Annotated in this window: 13 protein-coding genes; 6 read left to right on the forward strand and 7 right to left on the reverse strand. The window is 65.4% G+C overall.

Features of this window, described 5'->3' with window-relative positions:
- Positions 1-9 precede the first annotated feature (9 nt).
- A complete protein-coding gene (locus ABH936_RS07365; RefSeq protein WP_062258632.1) occupies positions 10-942 on the reverse strand; it encodes a carbohydrate kinase in 933 nt (310 codons plus the stop codon).
- Positions 943-995: 53 nt separating this feature from the next.
- On the reverse strand, positions 996-2,000 hold the full coding sequence (gene glpX / locus ABH936_RS07370) for a class II fructose-bisphosphatase (protein WP_006946101.1): 1,005 nt from the start codon (positions 1,998-2,000) through the stop codon (positions 996-998).
- A gap of 221 nt (positions 2,001-2,221) precedes the next feature.
- Between glpX and ABH936_RS07375 the strand changes: the two genes are divergently transcribed.
- A complete protein-coding gene (locus tag ABH936_RS07375; protein WP_404602936.1) occupies positions 2,222-2,749 on the forward strand; it encodes a DUF4245 family protein in 528 nt (175 codons plus the stop codon).
- Between the two features lie 75 nt (positions 2,750-2,824).
- Here ABH936_RS07375 and ABH936_RS07380 read toward each other — a convergent pair whose 3' ends face one another.
- Both ABH936_RS07380 and xseA read right to left on the reverse strand, forming a co-directional pair.
- A complete protein-coding gene (locus tag ABH936_RS07380) occupies positions 2,825-3,166 on the reverse strand; it encodes an exodeoxyribonuclease VII small subunit (RefSeq protein WP_082740955.1) in 342 nt (113 codons plus the stop codon).
- A complete protein-coding gene (gene xseA / locus ABH936_RS07385) occupies positions 3,163-4,599 on the reverse strand; it encodes an exodeoxyribonuclease VII large subunit (protein ID WP_404602937.1) in 1,437 nt (478 codons plus the stop codon). Before xseA ends, ABH936_RS07380 begins: the two co-directional genes overlap by 4 nt.
- Before the next feature lie 167 nt (positions 4,600-4,766).
- On the opposite strand from xseA, the gene ABH936_RS07390 reads away from it, so the two are divergent.
- Complete coding sequence (locus tag ABH936_RS07390; RefSeq protein ID WP_231729596.1) at positions 4,767-5,789, forward strand: 4-hydroxy-3-methylbut-2-enyl diphosphate reductase; 1,023 nt, start codon at positions 4,767-4,769, stop codon at positions 5,787-5,789.
- Between the two features lie 98 nt (positions 5,790-5,887).
- Here the strand turns inward: ABH936_RS07390 and ABH936_RS07395 are convergent, their stop codons facing one another.
- Together ABH936_RS07395 and ABH936_RS07400 are read right to left on the reverse strand one after the other, a co-directional pair.
- Positions 5,888-7,072 carry a DNA recombination protein RmuC gene (locus tag ABH936_RS07395; protein ID WP_038567159.1) on the reverse strand — a complete coding sequence of 395 codons (1,185 nt, stop codon included), beginning with the start codon at positions 7,070-7,072 and terminating at the stop codon, positions 5,888-5,890.
- 115 nt (positions 7,073-7,187) lie between these two features.
- Positions 7,188-8,204 carry a DUF389 domain-containing protein gene (locus ABH936_RS07400; protein WP_062258639.1) on the reverse strand — a complete coding sequence of 339 codons (1,017 nt, stop codon included), beginning with the start codon at positions 8,202-8,204 and terminating at the stop codon, positions 7,188-7,190.
- 84 nt (positions 8,205-8,288) lie between these two features.
- Between ABH936_RS07400 and ychF the strand changes: the two genes are divergently transcribed.
- The 4 genes from ychF (at position 8,289) to ABH936_RS07420 (ending at position 14,642) form a co-directional block, all read left to right on the forward strand.
- Positions 8,289-9,362: a redox-regulated ATPase YchF gene (gene ychF / locus ABH936_RS07405; protein ID WP_404602938.1), complete on the forward strand. Its 1,074-nt coding sequence runs from the start codon at positions 8,289-8,291 to the stop codon at positions 9,360-9,362.
- A gap of 377 nt (positions 9,363-9,739) precedes the next feature.
- Positions 9,740-10,366: a hypothetical protein gene (locus ABH936_RS07410; RefSeq protein ID WP_404602939.1), complete on the forward strand. Its 627-nt coding sequence runs from the start codon at positions 9,740-9,742 to the stop codon at positions 10,364-10,366.
- A 6-nt stretch (positions 10,367-10,372) separates the two neighbouring features.
- Positions 10,373-11,461, forward strand: coding sequence for an AIPR family protein (locus ABH936_RS07415; protein WP_404602940.1), 1,089 nt, complete (start codon positions 10,373-10,375; stop codon positions 11,459-11,461).
- 1,060 nt (positions 11,462-12,521) lie between these two features.
- On the forward strand, positions 12,522-14,642 hold the full coding sequence (locus tag ABH936_RS07420; RefSeq protein ID WP_404602941.1) for a DUF262 domain-containing protein: 2,121 nt from the start codon (positions 12,522-12,524) through the stop codon (positions 14,640-14,642).
- Positions 14,643-14,836: 194 nt separating this feature from the next.
- On the opposite strand, the gene ABH936_RS07425 is transcribed toward ABH936_RS07420, so the two are convergent.
- The gene (locus tag ABH936_RS07425) at positions 14,837-15,034 is read right to left on the reverse strand and encodes a hypothetical protein (RefSeq protein ID WP_404602942.1); all 198 of its coding nucleotides are present in this window, start codon (positions 15,032-15,034) and stop codon (positions 14,837-14,839) included.
- Between the last annotated feature and the right edge of the window lie 26 nt (positions 15,035-15,060).

Raw genomic sequence — 15,060 nt, forward strand, 5'->3', positions numbered from 1 at the left:
GGTGCGAGCTCAGAGGCCGGCGATCTCTTCACGCGTGGGCGGGTTCGAGCCGGCGCGCGTCACCGTCGTCGAGGATGTGGCGATGGCGCGCGCGAGGGCGGGGCGCACGTCGTCCTCGCGGGCGTGCGCGAGGCGCTGACGGGCCTCGACACCGCCGAGCAGCCCGAGGTCGAGCAGCCCCGAGATGAGCCCTGACATGAACGAGTCGCCGGCGCCGACGGTGTCGGCGACCTCGACGGAGCGCCCGGCCACCTCGAAGGTGCCGCTCTCGGCGAGGCGGACGTGCGCTCCGTCACCGCCGCGGGTGATGATGACGAGTCGCGGCCCGAGGCCGGCCCACAACTCGGCGATCTCCTCGACGCTGCGGCCCGGGTAGAGCCACTGCGCGTCCTCGTCGGAGGACTTGATGACATCGACGTACCCGCAGAACTGCTCGACGCGCTCGCGCTCGTCGTCGGGGCTGCCCATGAGGGAGGGGCGCACGTTCGGGTCGAACGACGTCGTCGCGGACGCGTGAGCGGCCTTCAAAGCCTCGAAGACCGACGCGGAGCCCGGGGTGAGCGAGGCGCCGATCGAGCCGGTGTGGACGTGCGCGACATCCGTCGGCAGGCCCGTGACCGCCGGCCAGTCGATGGCGAAGTCGTACGTCGCGGCGCCGTCGTCATCGAGGTGGGCCTGAGCTGTCGACGTGGCGTCGAGGTCGAAGCTCGCGACCGTCAGCTCGACGCCCTCGTCGGTGAGCAGGCGCTGGATGCGGTGACCCCGCTCGTCCTCACCGAGGTGCGTGGCGAGGACGGCGGGGTGGCCGAGGCGCGACAGCCCGACCGCAACGTTGAGCGGGCTGCCACCGACGTGTTCCGCGCTCTCGCCGTCGCGAGGATGGACGACGTCGATGAGGGCCTCACCGATGACGAGCGTGGTGGCGGTGTTGGGCTGGGTCATGCGTCGGCTCCTGGCGTCTCGTCGCCGCGGCCGGCGTCATGCGCTGCCCCGACTTACTGGTACTGCTCCGAAGCGTATTCAGCCACCTTGCTCAGGCGGTGCTCGGCCTCGATGGTTCGTACGGTACCGCTCTTGCTGCGCATGACGAGCGAGCTCGTCGTGCAGCCGTTCTCGCGGTAGCGCACACCCTTGAGCAGTTCACCGTCGGTGATGCCCGTCGCGACGAAGAAGCAGTTGTCGCCGCGGACGAGATCGTTCGTCGTCAGCACACGATTGACGTCGTGGCCCGCGTCGAGCGCGCGCTGCTTCTCCTCGTCGTCCTTCGGCGCAAGACGGCCCTGGATGACGCCGCCGATGCACTTGATCGCGCACGCGGTGATGATGCCCTCAGGCGTGCCGCCGATGCCGAGCAACAGGTCGACACCCGTGTTGGGGCGGGCGGCCATGATGGCACCGGCGACGTCACCGTCGGAGATGAACTTGATGCGCGCGCCGGCGTCACGGATCTCCTGCGCGAGCGGCTCGTGGCGCGGGCGATCGAGCAGCACGACCGTGACGCCGTTGTTCGTCGTGTTCTTGGCCTTCGCGATGCGGCGGATGTTCTCGGCGACGGGCAGGCGGATGTCGACGACGTCTGCGGCCTCGGGGCCGGTGACGAGCTTGTCCATGTAGAACACGGCACTCGGGTCGTACATCGAGCCGCGCTCGCTGACGGCGAGGACGGAGACGGCGTTCGGCATGCCCTTCGCCGTCAGCGTCGTGCCGTCGATCGGGTCGACGGCGACGTCGACGTCGGGGCCCGTGCCGTCGCCCACCTGCTCACCGTTGAACAGCATCGGGGCCTCGTCCTTCTCGCCCTCGCCGATGACGACGGTGCCGTTCATGCTCACCGTCGAGATGAGGGTGCGCATCGCCTCGACGGCGGCGCCGTCCGCGAGGTTCTTCTCGCCACGACCCACCCAGGGGCCGGCGGCCATGGCGGCTGACTCGGTGACGCGCACGAGTTCGAGCGCCAGGTTGCGGTCGGGGATCTGGTAGGTGGGCAGCTTCGATGTCACGGTCGGTGTCTCCTCGATGTCGCACTGGTGTGGCGGCTGGCTCCCGCGGTGCTCGAGGCGGCGTGGCCGGGGCGGCGGGCCGCCCCGGTTTCCGCTGACGCAGGTGCGTCGGCGAACATGGGGGAGTGAGTACCCCGCACGAGAAGGCCACGACCACCGAGCCGACACAGCCTGCGTCAGCGCCGGCCATGCCCCCGCCCCCTCCGCCGAAGCGGCGCGGGATGCAGGGAAACGCCAAGAGCATGGTCCTGTCCATGATCGCTTGTATCGCCGGCTGTTTGGTGATTTTGGCCCTCATTCCTCGTCAGGGGGCCACGAAACTGCCCACCGTGCAGGCGTCACAGATCGCGCGCGAGGTGTCGTCGACGAAGCACTGGGACGTCGCCGTCGCCGACGGGCTCGGTTCGCCGTGGCGTGCCGTCAACGTCGCGATCGTGCCGGGCGACAAGGATCACGCGGAGCGTTGGCGGGCGGGCTATCAGGGTGACGGTGAGGACTACGTCTCGATCCAGCAGCGCAAGGACGGCGGCGCAGCTTGGATCAAGGACGTCGCATCCGGCTCTGATGCCGGCAGCGTCGACCTCGGGGGCGTGAGCTGGCGCAAGGTCGAGATGCAGTCGGGCCAGAAGGGGCTCGTGCGCTCGCAGCCGCTCGCCGGGCTCGACACCGTCGTCACCGGCAAGGGCTCGTGGGCCCAGTTGCAGCAGATCGCCGCGGCGGCCAAGCCGTACAGCCAGATCGCGAAGTGAGCCAACGCGAGCGTCGGGAACGCTGAACTCGGACCCGCTGAGGCCGGGCGTGCGCAGTGTCAGATGCGCGGCGCGTTAGGCTCTTTCTCTGCCGTTCTCTCGGCGCGCGACGGATTCTTCGATGCGCGACTGTGCCCCGTCGAGCCACCGCGTGCAGTGATCGGCGAGGGCCTCGCCGCGCTCCCACAGCCGCATGCTCTCCTCGAGCGGCGCGCGACCACCTTCGAGCGTCGTGACGATCTGGGCGAGCTCGTCGCGAGCCTGTTCGTAACCCATGCTCGCGATGTCGGCGTTCGCGGCGTCGGGCGCGCTCGCGGGCACGGTCTCGGGGTTGCCGGCCTGGGCGCCATTGGTCGAGTCGTGGTTCATGACGTCCTCGGACGCCTCGTTCGCGGGTGCCTCGTGCGTGTCGCTCATGCGTCGTCCTCGGTGGTCTCGGATCGGGTGGTGGTGGGCGTCGCATCGTCAGCCGTCGCCGGTGCAGTCTTCTTCTTGGCCTTCGGGGCATCGGACGCGCGGCCCTGCGTCGTCTTCTTAGACGATGCAGCCGTGCGCGCCTTCGTTGTCGCCGGCGTCCCCGCTCGGCGCGTCCGGGGTTTGCCGCTATAGGGCGTGACGGCGAAGTTGCCCTGCGACACGGTCACCTTGAGGATGTCGTCGACGCTGACGTCGTCACGGGCCATGACGAGGGAGCCGTCGGCGTGCTGGACGACGGCGTACCCGCGGTCGAGGGTCTTCTGCGGGGACAGGGCGATCACCTGGGCGCGCCCGTGAGCGATCTGGTCGCGCGCGCGGGTGAGACGTTGCCGCATCGCGTAGGCGCTGCGGTTCGTGAGGCGGTCGACCTCGTCGCGTTGCTGGGTGACGAGGGTGCCCGGTTCGCGCAGCACGGGCCGCCCGACGAGGGAGTTGAGGTGGCGCCGTTCGGCGGCGAAGCGGCCGCGCAGGCCTTGGCTGAGCCGCGTGCGGTGTTGCGCGAGGGCGGCCTGTTCGGCGGCCAGATCCGGTACGACGAGCTTGGCGGCGTCCGTCGGGGTCGAGGCGCGTCGGTCGGCGACGTGATCGAGCAGCGGCGTGTCGACGTCGTGCCCGATGGCGCTGACGACGGGAGTGCGCGCGGCGCTGACGGCCCGCACGAGCGTCTCGTTGCTGAACCCGAGCAGGTCCTCGAAGGAGCCGCCGCCGCGCGCGATGACGATGACGTCGACGTGGTCGAGACCGTCGAGTTCGCGCAGGGCGCCGCTGACGGCGGTGACGCAGTCGGGGCCCTGGACGGGAACGTGGCGGATCTCGAAGTGGGCGGCCGGCCAGCGGCGTCGCGCGTTCTCGACGACGTCGTTCTCGGCTGCGCCCTCACGCCCGGTGATGAGCCCGATGACGCGGGGCAGGAACGGCAGCGGCCGTTTGCGGTCGGGGGCGAACAGGCCCTCTGCGGCGAGCGTGCGCTTGAGCTGTTCGAGGCGCAGGAGCAGTTCGCCCTCGCCGACGGGCCGCATCGTGCGGCCCTCCATCATGAGGCTGCCGCGCTTCGTCCAGAACGTCGGTTTGGCGTGCACGACGACGCGCGCCCCTTCACGAACCGCGGGGCCCATCGCGTTGAGCGTGTTCGTCGGAACGGTGAGGGAGAGGGACATGTCGACGTCGGCGTCCCGCAGCGTCAAATACGCCGTGCGGGCGCGGATGTTGAGTTGCACGATCTGCCCCTCGACCCACAGCGGCGACATGCGATCGACGTACTGCGCGATCTTCATGCTGAGCACGCGCACCGGCCACGGCTGCTCGGCGGTCGTGTCGCCCGCGAGGGCCGGAAGGCCCGCCGGCGTGCCCGTGCCTGGGGGTGTGCTCGTCACGGGGCAACTCTACGGGGGCGAGGCGCCACGCTCGGGTGCGAAGGACGAATGCGGCGGTGAGGTGCGCTCTGCGGGAGCGAACAGTCTGCGGCGCTCGCGTTCGCGACCCCACGACGCGTGATGCCGCTCCCACTCGCTCGGCCTCGGAGGCCGTGGTCGTTACGATGATGGGCGTGGATACCCAGACGAAGCGAGTTCTCCTGGCCGCGCCGCGCGGATACTGCGCGGGCGTGGATCGGGCCGTCATCACCGTCGAGAAGGCTCTCGACCTCTACGGCCCGCCGGTGTACGTGCGCAAGGAGATCGTCCACAACAAGCATGTCGTGACGACGCTCGAGAAACGCGGCGCGATCTTCGTCGACGAGACCGACCAGGTGCCTGAGGGCGCGACCGTCATCTTCTCTGCGCACGGGGTCGCTCCCGTCGTTCACGAGGAGGCGAAGGCGTTGAGCCTCAAGACGATCGACGCCACATGCCCGCTCGTCACGAAGGTGCACCGCGAGGCCACGCGCTTCGCGAGCCAGGACTACGACATCCTGCTCATCGGGCACGAGGGGCACGAGGAGGTCGTCGGCACTGCGGGTGAGGCGCCCGAGCACATCACGCTCGTCGACGGGCCCGACGATGTCGTCAACGTCGAGGTGCGCGACCCGGAGCGCGTCGTGTGGTTGTCGCAGACGACGCTGAGCGTCGACGAGACGATGGAGACGGTGCGCCGGTTGCGCGAGAAGTTTCCGCACCTGCAGGATCCGCCGAGCGACGACATCTGCTATGCGACGCAGAACCGTCAGCTCGCCGTCAAGCAGATGGCGCCCGAGTGCGACCTCATGATCGTCGTCGGCTCGCGCAACTCGTCGAACTCGGTCCGTCTCGTCGAGGTGGCGCTGGAGCACGGTTCGCGCGCCGGGCACCTCGTGGACTACGCCGATGAGCTCGACGAGGCATGGCTCGACGGGGTCACGACCGTCGGTGTGACCTCGGGGGCATCGGTGCCGGAGATCCTCGTGCGGGGCGTGCTCGACTACCTCGCCGCCCGCGGCTATGAGGACGTCAAGCCGATCGTCGCCGCCGAGGAGAGCCTGCTGTTCGCGCTGCCCAACGAACTGCGCCGTGACCTCAAGGCGCGCGGCATGTCCGACTCGATGCGCGGCGGCGAGCAGGTCGTTCAGGGCGCCGACTCGCTTCACTGAGACATGCCGCCACGCTGACGCGTGCGGGCGCCGGGCCCTCGCTCCGTGTCGGAGCGGGGGCCTTCGACATCCCATCCAGCATGCCCGGCCGCGCACCGTCAGCCCCGCTCGTCCGAGGGGTTGCCCGGCGCGGGTTCGGCGAGCACGGGCTCGAGCAGCGCCTCGTGGGTGAGTGGGCGCGGCGTCACGTCGAGGGGCGCGACGCCACGCGGCGGGGTGGCGGAGACGTCGAGGTCGTGCATCCGGCGCGCGGTGACGAGCACGCGGCTCTCGAGCGAGCCGACGAACAGGTTGTACGCCTCGACGCTGCGTCGCAACGAGCCGCCGAGATCGTGGGTGTGCTTGGCGAGCACTCCGATGCGGTCGTAGAGCTCGCGGCCGAGCGTCAGCAGCTCACGCGCGTTCTCCTCGAGCGTCGCCTGCTGCCACATCGCGCTGACGCTGCGCATCGTCGCGATGAGGGTGCTCGGCGAGGCGAGCACGACGTGACGCTCCATCGCCTCCTCGAGCAAACCGGGGTCGGCATTGAGCGCGGACGCGAGAATGGCGTCGCCCGGCACGAAGCAGATGACGAACGCGGGCGCCTGCGGCAGTGCCGTCCAGTAACGCTTCGAGGCGAGCGTGTCGACGTGCGAGCGCAGCTGCTTGGCGTGGCGCCCCAACGCGGCGCTGCGGGCGCGTTCGTCGAGGTCCGCCTCCTGCGCCGCGAGGAACGCACTCAGCGGCGCCTTGGCATCGATGACGAGCGAACGCTCGCCCGGCAGATGGACGACGACGTCGGGGCGCACGTCGTCACCGGTGTCGTTGCGCCCGCGCCACTGCTCGTCGAAGTCGCAGCGACGCAGCATGCCCGACAGCTCGAGGATGCGCCGCAACTGCGATTCGCCCCACTGCCCGCGCACGCTCGAGGCGTTGAGCGAACCGGCCAGCGATGAGGTCTCGCGCCGCAGCTCGTCCGTCGTGGCAGTGACGCGGCGCAGGGCGACGTCGACAGAGCTGAACTGCTCGACACGGTCGCGTTCCAGCGTCGCGACCTGGCGCTCGACGCGGCTCAGGGCGTCACGCAGGGGCCCCAGAAGGGCGGCCGTCTGCGCGTCGTCGCTCACCGTCGCCTCGAGGTCGACGATGCGTTCACGCAGCACGTCGCGCTCGGCCTGCGCCGCGGCGAGCTGTGCGACGTCGTCCGTCGGGGTCACGGCCGTGCGTCGCAGGGCGACCCACATGGCGAGGGCTCCGAGGGCGAGGCCGGCGACGAACGTCACGAAGATGGCTGTTGTCTGCACGGGTGAAACTCAAGCATCTGCCGCCGACAACCCCGGAACGGCGCGGTTTGTCGGTGCGCTGCGTGTGCGGTGGAGGTGCCAGGTCGGTGCCTGTCACCACCGTGCGGTGGCGGGGTCAGTGCTCCCGTGTGGCGACCGCGGCGGGTGAGGTCGGGCTCGGCCCGAGTTGCGCGCGTAGCCACCGTTCGGAGGAACGGTGGCGCATGGCGTCGCTGAGGTGGCGCCAGACGAGGCGTTGCACGACGAGCGTCAGCACGCCCGCGATGATCATTCCGGCCAGGTTCATCCCGAGCTGCGCGGCGGATCCGGTGATCTCGGCCGCGTCGAAGATGGCGAGGCCGAGGGCGAGGTTTCCGGCGGCGGGCACCGTCGTGACGGAGATGAAGACGCCCACCATGGCGCTCGTCTTGTCGGTCGCCAGGGCGAGCACCCCGGCCGTGCCGGCGAGCAGCGCCACGATGAACGACCACAGGTCGGGGCGCCAGATGAAGCCCGTCTGAGGGCGGGGGCGTGTCACGTCGGCGGCCGAGACGACGTCGAGCGATGCCGCGAGCAGGGCGGCGAGCATGATGACGACGATGGCGAACGCGAATGTCCACAGCAGGGTGGCGGCGCTGCGCGCGGCGAGGCGCCAACGTCCGAGGGCGATGCCGGTGCAGATCGCGGCTATGACGGCGAACTCGGGCCCGACGACCATCGCGCCGACGACGAGGACGGCCGAGTCGGTGATGACGGCGATGCTCGCGAGGGCCGTTGCGATGCAGAGGAACACGAGGTAGGTCGCCGTCGGTGAGCTCGCCTTCTCTGCCTCTCGTTCGACGAGGTGCCAGATCACGGCGTCGTCCGGGTCGCCGTGCGCGGCTTCTTCGACGTCGTGCGCGGCGTCGAACGGGGTGCCGAGGGGTTGGCCGATGACGATGCCGCCGCGGTGGCCGAGGCCGACGGCGTTGAGGTCGTCGAGGACGGCGGTGGCGGCTTCGCGGGCGACGTCGGCTTCGAAGACGTCGCCGGCCGGTTTGAGGGACGCGCCGCGCAGGTGGGTGAGGTTGGTGAGGCGGGCGTCGTCGCTCAGGGTGTCGCGGACGGCGTCGGTGAGGTCCGTCGGCACGTTGAGACGCAGGTGCACGAGCATGGCGTCATTGTGTCAGCGCCGCTGATGTCGAAGGCGTCCGTCGGATGAAGCCGGCGCGGGCGGTGGCACGTAGACTCTTCTCTCGTGGCTCTTACCATCGGAATCGTCGGTCTCCCCAACGTCGGCAAGTCGACCATGTTCAACGCTCTGACGAAGAACAACGTGCTCGCTGCCAACTATCCCTTCGCAACGATCGAGCCGAACGTCGGTGTCGTGCCGTTGCCGGATCCGCGGTTGAAGAAGCTCGCGGAGATCTTCGGTTCGGCGGCGATCCTGCCGGCGACGGTGTCGTTCGTCGACATCGCGGGCATCGTCAAGGGCGCCTCCGAGGGGGAGGGGCTGGGCAACAAGTTCCTCGCCAACATTCGTGAGGCTGACGCGATCTGCCAGGTCGTGCGTGCGTTCGTCGACGACGACGTGCACCATGTCGACGGCAAGGTGTCGCCGAGTTCGGATCTGGAGACGATCAACACCGAGCTGATCCTCGCCGATCTGCAGACGCTGGAGAAGGCTGTGCCGCGCCTGGAGAAGGAGGTCAAGGCCAAGAAGACCGAGAAGTCGGTCTATGACGCTGCCCTGGCCGCGCAGAAGGTGCTCGAGGAGGGTAAGACGCTCAGCTCGGTCGACTTCGACACGAGCGAGATCCGCGAGCTCGGGCTGCTGACGGCGAAGCCGTTCATCTATGTGTTCAACGTCGACGAGTCGCAGCTGACGGACGAGGCGTTCCAGGCCGAGATGCAGGCGCTCGTCGCGCCCGCGGAGGCGATCTTCCTCAACGCGCAGCTCGAGTCCGAGGTCGCCGAGCTCGACGAGGACGAGGCGAAGGAGCTGCTCGAGTCGGTCGGTATCACCGAGCCGGGCCTGGAGCAGCTCGCGCACAAGGGTTTCAACACGCTCGGGCTGCAGACGTATCTGACGGCCGGGCCGAAGGAGACGCGCGCCTGGACGATCGGCAAGGGCTGGACGGCGCCCATGGCCGCCGGCGTCATCCACACCGACTTCCAGAAGGGCTTCATCAAGGCTGAGATCATCTCATTCGACGATCTCGTCGAGTGTGGTTCGGTGGCCGAGGCTCGCGCGAAGGGCAAGGCCCGCATGGAAGGCAAGGACTACGTCATGCAGGACGGCGACGTGGTGGAGTTCCGCTTCAACGTCTGAGGTGAGTCCCGTTTCGACGTAGGTCCTGTACGGAATGCGGGTCGAGCCAGCTTCAACCTGTGATGCAACCGTGGCCGGACTGTGGGTTTGTCATCGAGCATTGCTGCACTTTAGTACTCGCGCTGGGGCGGGTCTTTGAAGCTTCTCCCCTTCGTCATTCGCGCGCACTGACCGGAAGCCTCATCGGAGAGGAGGTGCCGGTAACTGCCCGCCCTCATGCGGGATCCGCGCATGACAACGATGGGCACCAGTGTGGGTCTTTCAACCGGGACACTAGCCGACCTGCCGCGAGTGTAGTAGTCGCTTTTCAAGTCAATGAACCGTGGGGAGTTTGCTATGGTGGGGATCACACGCACCGCCATAGTTCGGGAGTCTCCATGCCAGCAGGACAAATTCACCTCACGCGATTTCAGGCGCACCTTGACAGTGAGTATGCGCAATTGCGGGCCGATATCGTCGCAGCTGAGCCGAATCTCTCGGAGGTTGCCATCCGAACACGCTTGTTATTAGGATTCTCGCTCGATCGCCTGGCTGGCTGTCCTCAAGATCAGTTGCTGCGACACATTGTCGATGGCCCAAATGATCGTGGTATCGACGCGTTCTTTTTTGACAGGGTGGGGCGCAAGGCTTTCCTAATTCAGTCCAAATGGGTGGAGCAACCCAGTTCTCCACCCATTTCTGAAGCCGATGCAAAGTCTTTTACGGCCGGCGTCAATGAAGTATTTTCACTTGTCCTGTTCGAGCATGGCAATCCTAAAATTCAGGCGCTTCGCGATGAGATTGTCGAAGCTGTTAATACACCGGGCGTAGATCTATTCCCTGTCCTGGTCTCTACATCGGACCGCGACGTGCCAGATCAGTCGAACAGCATTTTCAAAACGTCATTTGAGATGTCGATGGGGGACCCTGACTCGCTGAGACATACCCGCCTCTCAGATCTCTATCAAATCATTTCCCCTTATGGAGAGGGTGGCGGTACAAGTATTTCCATTACACTAAATTGATTCAACATGGTTGCCGTTCCATTCAATGGCTACTACGGTTGGGTTACCGGCGCTACCCTGGCGGACTTGTTCAATGACCATGGCGAGCGGCTTTTTTCGAAAAATCTACGTTCTGGGCTTGGTGGAACTGAAATTAATGCCGACATCGCAGAAACAGCTCTCCGAGACCCAGAAAAATTCTGGTACTACAATAATGGTGTTACATTTGTCTCCAATGGTGTTGCGCGCACCTTGCGGGGTGGGGCAGCGGCCGAAAACGTAGCTCTCACGATATCGAATGGCTCAATCGTTAACGGTGCTCAGACAACGAGTACGCTCGGTGGTCTTCTAAGCGTGGAGGGAGGCGCGGACGCCTTATCTCGACTGAAGTGCCTGGTTCGCGTCTTGGAAATCCCTGACGATGAAGCAGAATTTGCGGTCAATGTGACTCGCTTCAACAACTCACAAAATGGCATCGGAGCTAAAGACTTCGTGTCCCTTGATCCTTTTCAGCAAGAGCTTCGAAGGGGTCTTGATCGTGACTTCGCCGTAAGTTACGTTATACGTTCGGGCGAAGACTATGCTGAAGCCAGTGTTCCAACCATTTCTCTACAGGACGCGACTGTGGCGCTGGTTTCATGCGGGGTTTCTGTCGACAATGCCGTGCGCGCCAAAGATAAAATTAGCTCACTATGGCGTGACACGCGTACTGAGCCTTACATCTCCATATTCGATCAGGCCCGCGTCACGCCGCTTGCCCTATACAAGGCAGTGGAAGCGACTCGGTACGTTGAGTCCTTTCTTCTCTCTCGAGTTCAAAGCCGGGAAGACGCCGTCCCATCAACTGCGGATCGTGAACGGGCCATCGCGATTCACGGAAACCGCTTGTTCACTTATTATGTTTTGACTGGCACGAACATTTGGCGTGAAGAACAGTCGTTGGCTCAATTTATGGAAAAGGTGAAAGCCTTCGAACTTTCCGGCCCATTTGTGGACTTTGTCGAAACAGTTTTTGACCGCTATGGGACCTCATATAAGGCTCCACTGTTCAAGAATCGAACCAAGTGCTCAGACATAATCTCGGCACTGCCGCGAGTAGATCTAGGAATAGGCTGAGGGAATTTTGCCGTAATGTCAGGCACTTACGATGGAAGTTGCCGCCGTTTTTCTAGATTTGCTGATTGGACTGGTAAACTTCGGTCAAGGACGCTCGATGCGTCTTTCGGATGTGAAAGGTATAAGTGCGCGGGTGGGGGCGAATGATCCATGCCGCGCGCTGCGGGCGTAATGCTAAGGTGGCGTCTTGAGTTGGCGACTTGCGTGATTCGCGATGATCCGGCCCGATTTTTTTTGAGCCACAGTGTGATGCTTTTTTGGGGCCCCCTTGTTCCCTTGTGGGGTGAGGTTTGGGTGCGGCGATCGGGTCGTCGTTTTAGACGGTTTGCGTTACCCCGCTTGGGGTATTCTAGAGCGGCCCATCAGTATGAGATTCTGTCAGCGACGCTCAGGGAATCGCTACATGGTCGGCCGCATAAGGCGGTGCGGACTTGATCGCCCTATGGCCGTGGTCCGGGGGATGCTTGTGTCGCTGGCGTCTCTGCTAGATCAGCGGAGGTCCGCGTGCAGCACCTGCGGACGCGTCGCGGTCACCGCGTGGCGAGCGTGCAACCCGAAGGGGGGCGTCGGTATAGATCTGAAACGCGCGGTAGCCGTCAGCGAGTTCCACGACGGTTACCTGCGCTGGTAACCCGAGTTGCTGGCGTCACGCTTCGTTGATGGTTTCAGTCTCACGACGGGCCATAGGGCCTGCGGGCGAGGCCATGGGATCGGTATGGTGCTTGCGCACCCTGCTTGGCTCCTGAGGTGTGAGGCCGTTCGACGCGAATCGACTGAGCTGGGACAAGACCGGTAACGTTAGTGGTGTCCGATATTTGGTCGAGTTCCGCTTCAATGTCTAGGAGCGCGTGAGATCGGGGAATTTAGCGGCACAACCGTCGTGTCAGATCCCCTCCAGAAAGCCCCCTGGACAACGTCCAGTGCCGCAGACCGTGATCTGCTACTGGACCCGGCCGAATTCCGCCCCACCTTGTGACGCCACGCCCTCGCCAACCGCGACAAGGGGTGGATCTGACGGTGACCCCCCCGTCGGAAGCCTCTTGGCGCCTACGATGCGCTCATGGAACCAGTCGTCAGGACGCCCCAAGAACTGTTCAGCCTCCCTCAACTTCTGGAAGTTCCTCTCTATCAGAGGCCTTACGTGTGGGAAGAGGAGCATCAGTGGCAGCCGCTGTGGGAGGACGTTGTTCGCCTGGCTGAGGTCCGTCGAAGCGAGCCGAGCAAGAGGCACTTCATGGGGGCTGTGGTCACTCAGGTGCGCCCGGCGGCGATGGGTGCAGTAACGACCTTCGAGCTCATCGACGGGCAACAGCGTCTCACCACGCTGCAACTTTTGATGGATGCTGCAGCGCTCATCTTCGAAGAAAGAGGGTTCGTCAACCCGGCTCAGCGTCTCGCGGCGCTCACGCGTAATGCCGCCTTCTATGACCAAAGCGGCGCGGGCGAATTGAAGATCCGTCATCTCAATGATGACGGCCCCGAATTTCGTGCTGCCATGGATGCCTCGGCCACGAGCGAATTCGACGAGATGGACACGAGGATCGCTCGGGCGCACCGTTTCTTCCAGAGCAAGGTAGAGGAGTGGCTCGACGGTGCTGAAGGCGATCCGGCTGCGCGGGCTCAGGAGCTCGCCGTCACGATTGATTCCGGCTTGCAGCTCGTCGTCATCACCTTGGGAGAGCGAGAAGATGCCCAGATCATCTTCGAGACGCTGAACGCCCGTGGTACTCCGCTGAATCAGGGCGACCTGATCAAGAACTTCGTCTTCAAGGGGCTTGTCGACGAGGGCGTTGATGTCGCGACGGTGCGAAGTGAGGTGTGGAGGCCGCTCGAAGAAAGGTGGTGGCGTGCAGAGGCGTCCCTGGGCCGACACAGCCTCGACCGCTTGTCGCTGTTCCTCAACCACTGGTTGGTCGCCCGCACAGGTCGTGAGATCAGCACTCCGCGAACATTCGACGAGTTCCGTCGGTGGTGCGACACAGCGGGGGTCTCGATGGCCGAGATCGTCGTTGATCTAGCGGAAAGCGCCGCCCTGTACCGAGACTGGCTGGAACGGGCAAAGTCCCAGGACGACCTCGACACGTCAGCGCTGTTCACCTATCGGACGCAGGCGGTCGGAGTAGAGGCTGTCAGGCCCATGCAGCTCTTCCTCTACACGGGGGTCTCCGAGGTGCCGCGAGAAACCGCCGACGCAGCCTTGCGGCACGTCGAGAGCTGGACGATGCGCCGAGCATTGCTGCGGCGGGGCTTCAGCGACGCCGGTCGCGTGATTTCGACCCTCATCGGTGAGCTGCTTCTCGTCGCGCCGGAGATGGTCGCCGAGCGCACGCAATCGTATCTGGCCGCACAAACCCGTCCAGGCACCTACTGGCCATCCGATGAGGAGGTGCGCACCTACGTTCGTGAAGCGCCGGCATACCGCGAGCACTCTCGGGCGAGACTCCGCGCATTTCTCGAGACCTATGAGGATGCGCAGCGAGGTTTCACTCGTGGGGGCCGCGCTCAAACAGGAGTTCGCGTTCCGCGCAACCGGCTGCAGGTCGAACACCTCATGCCGCAGAAGTGGCGCGCCCACTGGCCTGTGCCGAACCTCGAGGCTGAGCTCGAGCGAGAGAAGTATGTTCATCGATTTGGCAACCTGACGTTATTGACAGGGTCGCTGAACAGCCAGGTCAGTAACGCTGGCTGGGAGCGGAAGCGGAAGGAGTTCGGCCAATATGAAGTGCTGGTGACTCGCAAGGTGCAGCAGGTCGAGACATGGGACGAGCATGCGATCGATGCTCGCGCTGACGAGATCGCGGACGCCCTCATCCACACGTGGCCCACTCCCTCGGGGCATCACGTCGTGATGTCGGCTGCGCGGGCCACGCTGGAGACAGATTGGATCGACTTCCGGGAACTGGTCGCTGTCGGTCTCGTGCCGGCCGATACCCCGTTGAAGGGGCAGAACGGGACTGAAGCGACTGTGCTCCCTAGTGGCAGGATCAGAGTCGGGGCCCGTGAGTTTGACTCGCCATCCGGGGCCGCCGCGGTCGCAGCGAATCGGAAGACCGCCAACGGCTGGACCTTTTGGCGAGTTCCGGACGGCCGCAGGTTGAGCGAACTGAAGCCGGAGTTCCGCACCATGCGTCAGGAAGCCGAAACGAAAGGAAGCGCGGGAGCCTCGACGAACGTCGATTGACGGGGTGGGGTCCGTCGTTGAATCGCCCGGGCTTTGTCACGAGCGTATTACTCGGGGAATGACACATCCAGGCGATTCACCCCTGCGCCACGGCAGGTTCACCGCGCAGCGCTCCGACGGCGGTCACGACCACGGTGGGGCGCCGGAGGCCCGCTTCGCTGCCAACGTGGGTTCCTTGATTGATTTCCGTGATGTCACCCGAGTTCAGCATCGAGCCAGGCTCTCTCCTCGTCGGTGAGCTCCGGGTTCAGCTCGCATCCCATCGACACCTGCCTCAGGGCACGCAGCGCCCGGTCGACCGTCTGGTCGATGGTCTCGTGCTGCTGCTGAGCCAGCTGTGACAGCCTGTATTGAGTCTGTCGGCTCACACGAATCGTCGTGGTGTCCCGCATGCGCCCAGCGTATTCCCCCGGGTGTG

Origin of the sequence: Dermacoccus sp. GAS27A (assembly GCF_044909235.1) — a bacterium.
GTDB lineage: Bacteria > Actinomycetota > Actinomycetes > Actinomycetales > Dermatophilaceae > Dermacoccus > Dermacoccus nishinomiyaensis.

Excerpts from the sequence above, each read along its gene's own strand:
- ABH936_RS07365 (WP_062258632.1), bottom strand. The coding sequence starts at position 942 with ATGACCCAGCCCAACACCGCCACCACGCTCGTCATCGGTGAGGCCCTC.
- ABH936_RS07375 (WP_404602936.1), top strand. The coding sequence starts at position 2,222 with ATGCAGGGAAACGCCAAGAGCATGGTCCTGTCCATGATCGCTTGTATC.
- ABH936_RS07380 (WP_082740955.1), bottom strand. The coding sequence starts at position 3,166 with ATGAGCGACACGCACGAGGCACCCGCGAACGAGGCGTCCGAGGACGTC.
- ABH936_RS07390 (WP_231729596.1), top strand. The coding sequence starts at position 4,767 with ATGGGCGTGGATACCCAGACGAAGCGAGTTCTCCTGGCCGCGCCGCGC.
- ABH936_RS07400 (WP_062258639.1), bottom strand. The coding sequence starts at position 8,204 with ATGCTCGTGCACCTGCGTCTCAACGTGCCGACGGACCTCACCGACGCC.
- ABH936_RS07410 (WP_404602939.1), top strand. The coding sequence starts at position 9,740 with ATGCCAGCAGGACAAATTCACCTCACGCGATTTCAGGCGCACCTTGAC.
- ABH936_RS07415 (WP_404602940.1), top strand. The coding sequence starts at position 10,373 with ATGGTTGCCGTTCCATTCAATGGCTACTACGGTTGGGTTACCGGCGCT.
- ABH936_RS07420 (WP_404602941.1), top strand. The coding sequence starts at position 12,522 with ATGGAACCAGTCGTCAGGACGCCCCAAGAACTGTTCAGCCTCCCTCAA.
- ABH936_RS07425 (WP_404602942.1), bottom strand. The coding sequence starts at position 15,034 with ATGCGGGACACCACGACGATTCGTGTGAGCCGACAGACTCAATACAGG.